This window comes from Pseudomonas shirazica (genome assembly GCF_015168335.1).
GTDB classification, from domain to species: Bacteria; Pseudomonadota; Gammaproteobacteria; order Pseudomonadales; family Pseudomonadaceae; genus Aquipseudomonas; species Aquipseudomonas asiatica.
On sequence record NZ_CP063456.1, the window covers coordinates 2,058,505 to 2,070,773 of the forward strand.

A 12,269-nucleotide genomic window follows, 5' to 3' on the forward strand; every position below is an offset into this window, starting at 1 on the left:
ATTTTGCGATAAAAACCGTATCAGATTTCCCGGCAGGCCCCGCCAGGCCTCAGATTACCGAGCCTGGCGTGCTGGCCTTCAGATGCCTGCGGCTATCCACCGCACCCGCCACGGTCAGTGCATCGGCCTCGGCTTCGGTGATGGGCACACGCTGGCCGGCGAGCAGGGCCACGGACATGCGCAGCTGTTCGTCGGTGACGATTTCGATGGACGGGCCATCACCCTCGATGCGCAGGTCTTCGGCGATCAGGGTGCAGCGGCGGGTGGTTTCGTCGATTTCAATGGGCATGGAGTAGTCCTCCTGGGGGTGGTTACAGGGTGGACCGTGCTGAGGGGAAGGTTGCTGCATCAGCAGGCTGAACGGCACTTTGTCATTTGTTCGGGGGTCAACCCTTGCAGATGGCAGGCCTGGCCTCTTCGCGGGCACGCCCGCTCCCACAGGTGTTTCTCAGATCCCTGTGGGAGCGGGCGTGCCCGCGAACGGGCCGGGCCTGACAACACAATGCTCCACATGGGAAGAAAGCAATGGACCTCATCTGGCAAGCAATCCAGGCCGAATTCGCCGATATCACCGACGAGCGCGAGGTCACGCAAATCCTCGTACGCCTGCTGATGGCAGCCCTGCTTGGCGCTGTGCTGGGCTTCGAGCGCGAGCACAAGGGCAAGGCCGCCGGGGTGCGTACGCATATGCTGGTTTCGCTGGGCGCCGCGCTGTTCGTGCTGACACCGAGCATGGCCGGGGCCGACGAGCAAGCGCTGAGCCGGGTGATCCAGGGCATTGTCGCCGGTATCGGTTTTCTGGGTGCGGGCACCATTCTCAAGGGCAACGGCCAGGACGCCAGCCATGTGAAGGGCCTGACCACTGCTGCCGGGTTGTGGATGACCGCCGCCATCGGTACGGCAGCCGGCATGGGCCGCGAAGCCACGGCGTTGATCAGCACGATACTGGCCCTGCTGGTGCTGGGCACGATGCCGTTGCTGGTGGACAAGCTCGAAGGGCAGGATGAGGGAAAGCAGGAGGAGGAAGAGGGCAGGAAGCACTGAGGGGAGCCGAAGCTCCCCTCAAAGCGTTGTTGCCTGCTCTTTTTTTATTATTGGGACCGGCCTGTTTTTGTTTTTGTCAGCCTGTCCTGGTGTTGCGGGCGACCCCCATGCGGGGTCAAGAGCAAACGTATTTTTTTGAGCGCTGACCTGCTTTCATCATTGCTGATCCGAACCTGGCTGCCGCTACCTGGAGGTAGTTTTATTGTTCTGTGCCAGACCGCGGGGCGTACCCCTGAAAAGCGTGTCGACTCCAAAAAAATCTGCTTGCTACGCCTCTGCCGTGTTGTTCTTGTTATGTCAGAGCCGTTACCTGTTGTTTTTATTGGGTGTCACATTTTTTTTGTTGTTGTACCAGAGATATAGCAGGGTGCGTGCCAACTTTTGCAAACCCTTTAAAATCAAGCGCTTGGCGATTTCAGTCGAAATCGACTGGCCTGAAATTCTGCCGATTTGTTTCCCTGTTACCCGATTTTTTGCTGCAAAACGTGGGGGCGGTAACACTTCACCCACACCAATGTGACACCCGTATGACTTATTGCGCGCTGCGCGCCCGTGCTACCCGCGACCCGTTGTCGCGGCCCAGCACGCTGCTGATGCGGCGGCCGGCGGCGATCAGTCGGTCCAGGTCGATGCCGGTTTCAATGCCCAGCCCCTGCAGCAGGTACACCACGTCTTCACTGGCGATATTGCCGGTAGCGCCTTTGGCATAGGGGCAGCCGCCCAGCCCGGCCACCGAGCTGTCGAACACGCTGATGCCTTCGAGCAGGCTGGCATACACGTTGGCCAGGGCCTGGCCATAGGTATCGTGGAAGTGCCCGGCCAGTTGCTCGCGCGGTACCTGTGCCGCGATCACCTCGAACAGGCGCCGGGTTTCGCCGGCGGTACCGGTGCCGATGGTGTCACCCAGCGATACCTCGTAGCAGCCCATGTCGTGCAGGGCACGGGCCACCGGGGCGACCTGCTCGGCGCTGACCTTGCCTTCATAGGGGCAGCCGAGCACGCACGACACATAGCCGCGCACGCGCACACCGTGGTTGCGCGCGGCTTCCATGATCGGCTCGAAGCGCTTGAGGCTGTCGCTGATCGAGCAATTGATGTTGCGTTGCGAGAAGGCTTCGGAGGCGGCGGCGAACACCGCCACTTCCCTCACGCCGGCGGCCAGGGCGTCCTCGAAACCGCGCAGGTTGGGGGCAAGCGCCGCATAGGTGACACCCGGGCGCTGGTGGATGCCGGCGAACACTTCGGCGGAGCCCGCCATTTGCGGCACCCACTTGGGCGAGACGAAACTGCCCACTTCGATATAGGCCAGGCCCGCTTCGGTGAGGTCGTCCACCAGGCGCACCTTGTCGGCGACGCTGATGGGCTGGGCTTCGTTCTGCAGGCCGTCGCGGGGGCCTACTTCGACCAGGCGGACGTGTTTGGGCAAGGACATGGCGGGTTTCCTGTGGCGTTCAGCGGTTGTCTTTGTTGTTCAGGGTGGCGGCCAGGGCTTGTTCGCAGCGCTCCTGGGCGGTGTCCAGCTCCAGCTGCATCTGGTGGATGTCGAGCATCTGCTGTTCCAGCTGGGCGCGGCGCTCGGCGATTTTCGCCAGCATGCTGTTGAGCTGCTTTAGGTTGCCGCTGGAGGGGTCGTACAGTTCGATCAGCTCGCGGCATTCGGCCAGCGAAAAGCCGATGCGCTTGCCGCGCAGGATGAGTTTCAAACTGACTTTGTCACGCGCCGAATAGATACGCTCCAGGCCACGGCGCTCGGGGCTCAGCAGGCCCTGTTCCTCATAGAAGCGGATGGCGCGGGTGGTGATGTCCAGTTCGCGGGACAGGTCGGAAATGCTGTAGGTCTGGGTGCTCATGCTGGGGCTCGGCGTGGGGTATGCGGGTATCCTGAGGGCAGGTTGACGTATACGTCAAGCAGGGGCGCGGAATGTGTGTTGCCTGTACCGGCCTCTTCGCGGGCTTGCCCGCTCCCACAGGGACAGCGGTGCCCTCTAGGTCAATGCAATACCTGTGGGAGCGGGCAAGCCCGCGAAGAGGCCAGCACAGGCGAAAAAATTACTCAGACAACCCCGACCTGCGATACCCATTCGGTGTCTGCCCACTCAACCGCTTGAACCACCGGGCAAAATACGTCGGGTCGGTAAACCCCAGGCTATCCGACAACTGCCCGATGCTCATCCGCGTATAGATCAGGTTGCGCCGAGCCTCCAGCAGCAACCGCTGGTGCACCACCTGCAGCGCGGTCTGCCCACTCAGTGCCCGGCACAGCTGGTTCAACTGCAGACTCGGAATATTCAACCGCGCGGCAAAATCCTCCACCGACAGGTGCTCACGGTAATGCGCCTCGACCAGGCGCAGGTACTGCCCCAGCAAGTGGCGGTCACGTTCATCGCGGTTGCGCGGTGCCTGCACCAGCTGCTGGCGGCGGCTGATCCACACCATCAGCGCCGTCACCAGTGCTTCGAGCAAGGCCGCCCGCGCCGGGGCGTTGCCCTGGTACTCCTGCTGCAGGGTGTCGATCAGGCTGCGCAGATGCACCCGGTCCCGGCCCAGCGGGTAACACGCCGCCTTCGCCAGTACCGCCAGCGGCGCGCCCAGGCGCTGCTCCAGGTTGGCCACCAGTGCCGTGCCAAAGGTCAGCACATGCCCCTGGATATCGGCGCTGAAGCGAAACCCGTGCACGGTCATCGGCGGTACCACCTGGATTGCCGCTTCGCTGATGGCGCTGCGCACCCCCTCGATCTCCACTTCGGCCCGGCCGCGTTGCACATACAGCAACTGGAACAGCTCGGCGTGCTGGTGCGGTTTGATTTCCCAGTGATGCAAACGGCTACGTGCCGGGATCGACTCGCAGTGCAGCAGGTCGGTGCCGGGCCAGGCCTGGTTTTCGCCGTACAACTTGAACAAGGGGACACCAGGGAGGGTGGATTTCATGCGTGCAGGCCTGTCCGTTAATCGAACGTTTTTTGTAAAAGTGCAGGTTATGCATGGGATATCACACTTCAATGGCTGTTTTTGCCAGTAAAAATGCAAGGGCAAACCCTAACAGCAGATGCCGCCCCACTGCCAGTCCAGGGCCGGCATCGTCCGCACAGAGACAACAACAATGAAAACTCAGGTCGCAATTATTGGTGCAGGTCCGTCTGGCCTGCTGCTGGGCCAACTGCTGCACAAGGCCGGTATCGATACCGTCATCGTCGAACGCCAGACGCCCGAATACGTGCTTGGCCGCATCCGTGCCGGGGTGCTGGAGCAAGGCACGGTCGACCTGCTGCGTGAAGCCGGTGTGGCCGAGCGCATGGACCGTGAAGGCCTGGTACACGAGGGTGTCGAACTGCTGGTCGGCGGGCGCCGCCAACGCCTGGACCTCAAGGCCCTGACCGGTGGCAAGACGGTGATGGTATACGGCCAGACCGAAGTCACCCGTGACCTGATGCAGGCACGTGAAGCCAGCGGTGCGCCGATCATCTATTCGGCAGGCAATGTCCAGCCGCACGAACTCAAGGGCGAACGGCCCTACCTGACCTACGAAAAAGACGGCCAGATGCACCGCGTGGACTGCGACTACATTGCCGGCTGTGACGGCTTCCACGGTGTCTCGCGTCAGAGCATCCCCGAGGGCATCCTCAAGCAGTACGAGCGGGTCTACCCGTTTGGCTGGCTGGGCATGCTGTCAGACACGCCACCGGTCAACCACGAACTGATCTACGCCCACCACGAACGCGGTTTCGTGCTGTGCAGCCAGCGTTCGCACACCCGTAGCCGCTACTACCTGCAGGTGCCGCTGGACGAGCAGGTGGAGGCGTGGCCCGACGAGCGCTTCTGGGAGGAGCTGAAGGCACGCTTGCCCGAAGATGTGGCTGCGCGCCTTGTCACCGGCCCGGCCCTGGAGAAGAGCATCGCGCCGCTGCGCAGCCTGGTGGTCGAGCCGATGCAGTATGGCCACCTGTTCCTGGTCGGGGATGCTGCGCATATCGTCCCGCCGACCGGCGCCAAGGGCCTGAACCTGGCGGCATCGGATGTCAACTACCTGTACCGGATCCTGGTCAAGGTGTACCGCGAAGGGCGCACCGACCTGTTGCAGCAGTATTCTCCGCTGGCCCTGCGCCGGGTGTGGAAAGGCGAGCGCTTCAGCTGGTTCATGACCCAGCTCCTGCATGACTTCGGCAGCCACAAGGACGCCTGGGACCAGAAGATGCAGGAAGCCGACCGCGAGTACTTCCTGACCTCGCCGGCGGGGCTGGTGAACATTGCCGAGAACTATGTAGGGCTGCCGTTCGAAGAAGTAGCCTGAGGTCCTGTGCTGCTTGTCCTGGCCTCATCGCCGGCAAGCCAGCTCCCACAGGGACCGCGTATGGCTTGGAGTCGATGCGGTCCTGGTGGGAGCTGGCTTGCCGGCGATCACGGGCGAAGCCCGTGCCATGCAACCTTGCCTAGCGGGCCAGTAACGCCTCCATCTCCCGATACCCCCGCTGCCGCGCATGCTCCAGCGCGGTCACCCCATCTTTGTCGGCAATCTGCCGATCCGCCCCGGCCGCCAGTAGCCGGCGCACGATCTCCACATGCCGCGGCCCGCCGTCACCGAGGATCACCGCCTCCAGCAGCGCAGTCCAGTGCAGGCGGTTGAGATGGTTCACGTCCACCCCGGCATCGATCAGCAACTGCACGGTCTCGACATGCCCGCGTTCGGCGGCGGGTATCAGCGCAGTGCCTCCATACCGGTTGGTGCTCTTGAGGTCGGCACCGTGGCTCAAGGTCAGCCTCAGGATGTCGTTCAGGCCACGAGCCCCGGCATACAGGTACGGGCTGTCGTCGATGTTGTCCTTGGCATTCACATTGGCACCGGCCTCGATCAGCGCTTTCGCGGCCGCAATGTGGTTGCCGTGGGTGGCCACCAGCAGGGCAGTGCGCCCTTGCTCGTCACGGCTCTCCAGCTGCGCACCTTGTGCCAGCAGTTGGTGCAGGGTGCCCACATCATCGTGACGGGCAGCGTTGTGCAGGCGGTTGTCCATGGCAGTGCTCTCGGCGTGGGCGGCAAGGCTGGTGCACAGGGCGAACAGCATCGCAGCAAGTAGTGAACGCATGGGGCAGGCTCCTCGATGACCTGCCCGCATCCTAGAAAAAACACGCCAGGGCTTGAAGTTAAGTTTGCGCATGAAAGACAGTGCCGTGCTGAATAGGTAATGGCAGGAAGCACAACGATGAAATTCTCCACCCCTCTGATGGGCGCCTTGTGCCTGGTAGCTGCCAGTGGCTGGGCCTGTGCCGACCAGGTGCTGCCCGCGCCACCGGAACTGGCCTCTGGCTACCGCACTGGCCTGCAGCCGGTGCATGCCAGCCGGCACATGGCCGCAGCTGCCAACCCGCTGGCCAGCGAAGCGGGGCGGGCGATGCTGCGTGCCGGTGGCAGCGCCATCGACGCGGCCATCGCCATGCAGATGGTGCTGACCCTGGTCGAACCGCAATCCAGTGGCATTGGCGGCGGGGCGTTCATCCTCTACTGGGACGGCCAGCGCGTGCAGGCCTTCGATGGCCGCGAGGCAGCCCCGGCGACGGTAACGGAAAACCTGTTCCTGCAAGCCGATGGTTCACCGATGCCATTCAGGGCAGCGCAGATAGGCGGGCGTTCGGTGGGCGTACCAGGGGTTCTGCGTGCCCTGAAGCTGGCCCATGAGCAGCACGGCAAGCTGCCCTGGCGCGACCTGTTTGCCCCTGCCATCGCGCTGGCACGCAACGGTTTCGCGGTTTCCGAACGCCTTCACACCCTGGTGGCGGGCGACCCGTTCATTGCCCGTTCACCCGCCATGGCCCGCTACTTCCTGGATGAACAGGGCAAGCCACTGGCGGTGGGGACTACCTTGCGCAACCCCGAGCTTGCGCAAACCTTCGAGCAGATTGCCGAGCAGGGCCCCGAGTTGTTCTACAGCGGCGAGATCGCCGAAGCCATCGTCGCGCAGGTGCGCAGCCATGCCAATGCCGGCTACCTGTCGCTGCAGGATATGCAGCAGTACCGAGCCAAAGTGCGCGAGCCGCTGTGTGGCCCTTACAAGGCCTGGCGCATCTGTGGCATGCCACCGCCATCGTCGGGCGGGGTGACGGTGCTGCAGACCCTGGGCATCTTGGAGGCACTGCAGCGGGCTTCGCCACAGCGCGACCTTGCCGCCATGCGGCCGCTGCGCACTTCGACCGTTGCCGGGCTGGAAGCCCCGCCGCTGGCCGTGCACCTGGTTGCCGAGGCCGAGCGCCTGGCTTATGCCGACCGCGCCCAGTACCTGGCCGACAGCGATTACGTGCCGGTGCCGCTCAAGGCCCTGACCGACTCCACATACCTGGCCAGCCGCGCCGCGCAGGTCGGCGAGTACAGCATGAAACGCGCCCGCCCGGGCCAGCCGCAGGGGGCCGATCTGGCCCTGGCGCCTGACCGCTCGCCGCTGCGCATTTCCACCTCGCACCTCAGCGCGGTGGATGACCGCGGCCAGGCCCTGGCCATGACCACTTCGGTGGAAGCAGCGTTCGGCTCGCACCTGATGGTCAAGGGCTTCTTGCTCAACAACCACCTGACCGACTTCTCGTTCATCCCCCGGGAACAAGGCAAGCCCGTGGCCAACCGGGTGCAACCGGGCAAGCGGCCGCTGTCGGCCATGGCGCCGACCCTGGTGTTCTCGCAAGCTTCCGGCGAGCTGGTGGCCAGCCTGGGCTCGCCCGGCGGCTCGCAGATCATCGGCTACGTGAACAAGGCGCTGATCGGCCTGCTGGATTGGCAGCTCGACCCGCAGCAGGCCGCCGGCCTGCCCAACTTCGGCAGCCGCAATGCCGGCACCGAAGTAGAGGCGGGTTTGGCCAGCCCGGCACTGATCCGGCAGTTGGCAGCCTGGGGGCATGAGGTGACGCCGATGATCATGACCAGTGGCATGCAGATCATCCAGCGCAGTGGCGAGGGTTGGTCGGGTGGTGCCGACCCTCGGCGCGAAGGCGTGGCAGTCGGCGACTAGCGGTGCGCGTTGCGGTGCAGCAGGTGGCGTGATAGAAGTCAGTCTTGCCATTCAAAAGTTGAATACCAAGATGTCCATCAGCGTGAAATCGAATAGGGCCCTGTTCGACCTCGACCTGTTGCGTGCCATTGTCGTGGTGGCCGATTGCGGCAGCTTCACCACGGCTGCTGCGCGCCTGCACTCCACCCAATCGACCATCAGCCAGAAGGTGCGCCGCCTGGAGGATATGGTTGGCCACCGTCTGCTGGTGCGTGGCAATCGCGACGTGCTGCCGACCGACGCCGGGCAGACCCTGCTCGGCTATGCCCGGCACATGCTGGCCCTCAACGACCAGATGCTCGAAGCCTTGGCCGGGGCGATGGTTGGCATGACCGTGCGCCTTGGCGTGCCCGAGGACTTCGTGGGCGGGCGTACCACCAATGCGCTGTCGGCGTTCAGCCGGCTGCACCCGCAGGTGAAGCTGGAAGTGACCAGCGGCCTGTGCCGCGACCTCAGCCAGGCCTACGACAACGGTGAGCTCGACCTGGTGTTGCTCAAGCAGCGGCGCAACAGCCGCGAAGGCGTGGCCTGCTGGCCCGAGCGCCTGCAGTGGATCGACAGCGCGCGCACGCCCGCCTTCGAACTGGACCCGATCCCGCTGGTGACCTTCCCGCCCCGCGGCCTGTACCGCGACGACATGATTACCGCCATCGAAGGCATGGGCCGGCGTTGGCGCATCAGCTTCACCAGTTCCAGCCTCAGCGGCATCCAGGCAGCGGTCGCCGATGGCATGGGCATCAGCCTGCTGCCGCCACGGGCGGCGACCGGCGAGCATCGGGTGCTCGGTGCGGAGCAGGGGCTACCTGAGGTCGACAGCTATGAAATCGTCATCGTCCACCGGCCGACGGCGGATGTGATGGTCAAGGCGCTGGCCGAGGTGATGACGCAATTGCTTGCGGGTGGCGGGATCTGACAGGGTTGGGGCCGCTTTGCGGCCCATCGCCGGCAAGCCAGCTCCCACAGGGTTTGCGTATGGCTTGAGGCCAATGCGGTCGAGGTGGGAGCCAGCTCCCACAGGGTTTGCGTATGGCTTGAGGCCAATGCGGTCGAGGTGGGAGCTGGCTTGCCGGCGATGAGGCCGGTGCAGGTTTTCAATACCCTCTAGGGCTGGCGCTCGGCCACCGCTCGCAGGGTCCGCAACGTCACCACTGGCGCATCCACCACAAACCGGTTGGCCAGCCACCCCGGCACATCCCCGGCAGGGTCGGCCTGCAGTTGGTAGGTCACCTCGGTCCTGCGCTCACCCAGCGGTTTCATCCGCCACTCGCCGTTGAGCTGCTGCACACGGATCAGCCCATCTACCTTGGGGATCCTGTCTGGCTCGGCGCTCAGGTGGCGCAGCAACGTGCCGTCGTCCAGGCGTTCGGTGGTGACCTTCAGCACGATGTCCCGCGGCATCGTCGGCCACGGCAGGTTGGTGGTCAGGTACACCCAGGTGTTTTCGCCTTGCACATCCAGCAAGCGCATCTCGGCGCAGGCGTACAGCCACTTGCAGGCCACCCGCAGGTTCTCCTGCAGGTCGGTGAGCGTGCGAACGCTGGCTTTCATGGTGCTGACACCACGGAATTGCTGGTAGGGCGAGTCGGGGGCGGCGTTCAGGTAAACGCGGATGCCTTCGCGGTCGTAGGCCAGGTTCCAGTCGTCGGCGGCTGGGGCGGGGGTGCAGAACAGCAGGGCGGTGAGCAGCAGGCAGCGGTTCATGGCTGGTACCGCGCGGGGGCAGGATTTTCAGTATGCGGCTACTGGGGCTGCCTTGCAGCCCTTTCGCGACACAAGGCCGCTCCCACAGGGTTCGGGGTACACCGTACTTTTGTGGGAGCGGCCTTGTGTCGCGAAAGGGGCGCAGAGCGCCCCCAATGCATCAACGCTTAGGGTTGAGCGTCAGGTGCACGTGACGGTTCACGTCCTTGTACAGCAGGTAGCTGAACTTGCCTGGGCCACCGGCGTAGCAGGCTTGCGGGCAGAAGGCGCGCAGCCACATGAAGTCGCCGGCTTCCACTTCGACCCAGTCCTGGTTCAGGCGGTACACCGCCTTGCCTTCCAGCACGTACAGGCCGTGTTCCATTACGTGGGTCTCGGCGAACGGGATCACGCCGCCCGGCTGGAAGGTGACGATGTTCACGTGCATGTCGTGGCGCATGTCGGCCATGTCGACGAAGCGGGTGGTGACCCAGCGGCCTTCGGTGCCCGGCATCTCGATGACGGTGGCGTTGTCACGGTGGGTGACGAACGACTCGGGAACGTCCAGGCCTTCGACCTTCTGGTAGTGCTTGCGCAGCCAGTGGAAGGTCACGTTGGACTTGCTGTTGTTGCGCAGGCTCCACTCGGCGCCCGGGGCCAGGAAGGCGTAGCCGCCCGGTACCAGGGTGTGGTGCTTGCCTTCGACGGTGATGTCCAGTTCGCCTTCGACGATGAACACCACGGCTTCGGCGTTCGGGTCCAGCTCAGGGCGTTCGCTGCCGCCTTCCGGGGCCACTTCGACGATGTACTGGGAGAAGGTTTCGGCAAAACCGGTCAGCGGGCGGGCGATGACCCACATGCGCATCTTGTCCCAGAACGGCAGGTGGCTGGTGACGATGTCACGCATCACGCCCTTGGGGATGACGGCATAGGCTTCGGTGAACATGGCACGGTCAGTCAGCAGCTCGGTCTGAGCCGGGTGCCCACCGTGGGGGGCGAAGTACGAATGGTTCGACATGGACGATCTCGACTTGTTGTTCTCTCCCCATGCCGTGAACCGCACCGGCCGGTGCGGCGCAGGGGATGTGGCGACAGAATAGGGTCGAGTGCGTGCCATCCACAAATTAAATGTTGGAATACCCGGTATTTGCCGGCTGAATGCGAACCTGCCGGCCAGCGTGCCCTTCCGGCAAGCGGTCGCCCTGGCCGAACAGCTTGTGGCGCAAGGTGCCTTCGGCATAACTCAGCGGGTAGCGGCCACGGCGTTGCAACTCCGGCACCAGCAGCTCGACCACATTTGCAAGGTCGTCTGGTTGCACTGCGTAGGTCAGGTTGAAGCCATCGATGCCGGTCTGGTCCAGCCAGCTTTCCAGCTGGTCGGCCACCTCGCTGGCAGCCCCCACCAGCACCGGGCCACGGCCGCCCAGGCCGACGAACTCGGCAGCCTCGCGCACGGTCCAGCGGCGGTTCGGGTCGGCGGCGGTGAAGGCGGCCAGGGCTGCGCGGCCGGCATCGTTCTCGACGTATTCGATGGGCGCATCGGGGTCGAGGCCGGCAAAGTCGATGCCGGTCCAGCCCGACAGCAGTGCCAGGGCGGCGTCCAGGTCGACATAACGGCGGTATTCGGCGAAGCGCGCTTCGGCCTCCTCCCGCGTGGGGGCGACGATCAACAGCGCCTGGGCGTAGATCAGCACCTCGTCCCGGCCACGCCCGGCCACCTCGCTGGCCTGGCGGATGCCGTCGGCGTAGCGGCGCAGTACCGTGGGCGTCGGCCCGCTGATGAACACGCATTCGGCGTGCCGCGCCGCGAACTGCTGGCCGCGTGCCGAAGCACCGGCCTGGAACAGCACCGGCGTGCGTTGCGGCGAAGGTTGGCACAGGTGCATGCCCGGCACCTGGAAGTGCTCGCCCACATGGTTGATGGGGTGCACCCGGGCGGGTTCGATATAGCGCCCGCTGTCACGCTCCAGCAGCACCGCATCGTCGTCCCAGCTTTTCTCCCATAGCTTGTACAGCACCTGCAGGTATTCCTCGGCCAGGTCGTAGCGCTGGTCGTGGCCCAACTGGCGCGCCAGGCCCAGGTTACGCGCGGCGCTGTCGAGGTAGCCGGTGACGATGTTCCAGCCGACCCGGCCATTGCTCAGGTGGTCGAGCGTCGACATGCGCCGGGCGAACGGGTAGGGGTGTTCGTAGGTGAGCGAGAAGGTGACGCCGAAGCCCAGGTGCTCGGTAACCCCGGCCATGGCCGGCACCAGCAGCAGCGGGTCGTTGACCGGCACCTGCACGCCACCGCGCAGGGCGGCTTCGGGGCCGCCCTGGTAGACGTCGTAGATGCCCAGCACATCGGCGATGAACAGGGCATCGAACAAGCCGCGTTCGAGCAGGCGGGCCAGGTCGGTCCAGTAGCCCAGGCAATTGAAGGCCACGCTGGTGTTGCGCGGGTGGCGCCACAGGCCGGGGGACTGGTGGCTGGCGGCATTCATGCTGAAGGCGTTGAAGCGAATCGGGCGGGGCATGGTG

General features: G+C 64.6%; 12 protein-coding genes. 4 read left to right on the forward strand and 8 right to left on the reverse strand.

Annotated elements, in window-relative coordinates; translation table 11 throughout:
• Positions 1 to 49 precede the first annotated feature (49 nt).
• The gene (locus IMX18_RS09465) at positions 50 to 289 is read right to left on the reverse strand and encodes a DUF3203 family protein (RefSeq protein ID WP_013972933.1); all 240 of its coding nucleotides are present in this window, start codon (positions 287 to 289) and stop codon (positions 50 to 52) included.
• A gap of 236 nt (positions 290 to 525) precedes the next feature.
• Between IMX18_RS09465 and IMX18_RS09470 the strand changes: the two genes are divergently transcribed.
• Positions 526 to 1,044, forward strand: coding sequence for an MgtC/SapB family protein (locus IMX18_RS09470; RefSeq protein WP_015270650.1), 519 nt, complete (start codon positions 526 to 528; stop codon positions 1,042 to 1,044).
• A 532-nt stretch (positions 1,045 to 1,576) separates the two neighbouring features.
• On the opposite strand, the gene IMX18_RS09475 is transcribed toward IMX18_RS09470, so the two are convergent.
• The 3 genes from IMX18_RS09475 to IMX18_RS09485 all read right to left on the reverse strand — a co-directional run bounded on the left by IMX18_RS09475 (position 1,577) and on the right by IMX18_RS09485 (position 3,972).
• On the reverse strand, positions 1,577 to 2,476 hold the full coding sequence (locus IMX18_RS09475) for a hydroxymethylglutaryl-CoA lyase (RefSeq protein WP_191472582.1): 900 nt from the start codon (positions 2,474 to 2,476) through the stop codon (positions 1,577 to 1,579).
• Positions 2,477 to 2,495: 19 nt separating this feature from the next.
• Complete coding sequence (locus IMX18_RS09480; RefSeq protein WP_013972930.1) at positions 2,496 to 2,894, reverse strand: MerR family transcriptional regulator; 399 nt, start codon at positions 2,892 to 2,894, stop codon at positions 2,496 to 2,498.
• A gap of 199 nt (positions 2,895 to 3,093) precedes the next feature.
• Positions 3,094 to 3,972, reverse strand: a complete 879-nt coding sequence (locus IMX18_RS09485; RefSeq protein ID WP_191472583.1) for a helix-turn-helix domain-containing protein — start codon at positions 3,970 to 3,972, stop codon at positions 3,094 to 3,096.
• Between the two features lie 172 nt (positions 3,973 to 4,144).
• On the opposite strand from IMX18_RS09485, the gene pobA reads away from it, so the two are divergent.
• Positions 4,145 to 5,332: a 4-hydroxybenzoate 3-monooxygenase gene (gene pobA, locus IMX18_RS09490; protein ID WP_054573531.1), complete on the forward strand. Its 1,188-nt coding sequence runs from the start codon at positions 4,145 to 4,147 to the stop codon at positions 5,330 to 5,332.
• A 139-nt stretch (positions 5,333 to 5,471) separates the two neighbouring features.
• Here the strand turns inward: pobA and IMX18_RS09495 are convergent, their stop codons facing one another.
• A complete protein-coding gene (locus IMX18_RS09495) occupies positions 5,472 to 6,122 on the reverse strand; it encodes an ankyrin repeat domain-containing protein (protein ID WP_137137549.1) in 651 nt (216 codons plus the stop codon).
• Positions 6,123 to 6,239: 117 nt separating this feature from the next.
• On the opposite strand from IMX18_RS09495, the gene ggt reads away from it, so the two are divergent.
• A complete protein-coding gene (gene ggt, locus IMX18_RS09500; protein WP_217190127.1) occupies positions 6,240 to 8,030 on the forward strand; it encodes a gamma-glutamyltransferase in 1,791 nt (596 codons plus the stop codon).
• A gap of 70 nt (positions 8,031 to 8,100) precedes the next feature.
• Positions 8,101 to 8,982 carry a LysR substrate-binding domain-containing protein gene (locus IMX18_RS09505; RefSeq protein ID WP_015270644.1) on the forward strand — a complete coding sequence of 294 codons (882 nt, stop codon included), beginning with the start codon at positions 8,101 to 8,103 and terminating at the stop codon, positions 8,980 to 8,982.
• Positions 8,983 to 9,170: 188 nt separating this feature from the next.
• On the opposite strand, the gene IMX18_RS09510 is transcribed toward IMX18_RS09505, so the two are convergent.
• From IMX18_RS09510 to IMX18_RS09520, 3 genes are all read right to left on the reverse strand, one after another.
• Complete coding sequence (locus IMX18_RS09510) at positions 9,171 to 9,770, reverse strand: START domain-containing protein (protein ID WP_054573529.1); 600 nt, start codon at positions 9,768 to 9,770, stop codon at positions 9,171 to 9,173.
• Between the two features lie 160 nt (positions 9,771 to 9,930).
• Entirely contained in the window at positions 9,931 to 10,767 is an 837-nt protein-coding gene (locus IMX18_RS09515; RefSeq protein ID WP_013972924.1) for a bifunctional allantoicase/(S)-ureidoglycine aminohydrolase, read from the reverse strand.
• A gap of 106 nt (positions 10,768 to 10,873) precedes the next feature.
• On the reverse strand, positions 10,874 to 12,265 hold the full coding sequence (locus IMX18_RS09520; RefSeq protein WP_015270642.1) for an LLM class flavin-dependent oxidoreductase: 1,392 nt from the start codon (positions 12,263 to 12,265) through the stop codon (positions 10,874 to 10,876).
• Positions 12,266 to 12,269: the final 4 nt, after the last annotated feature.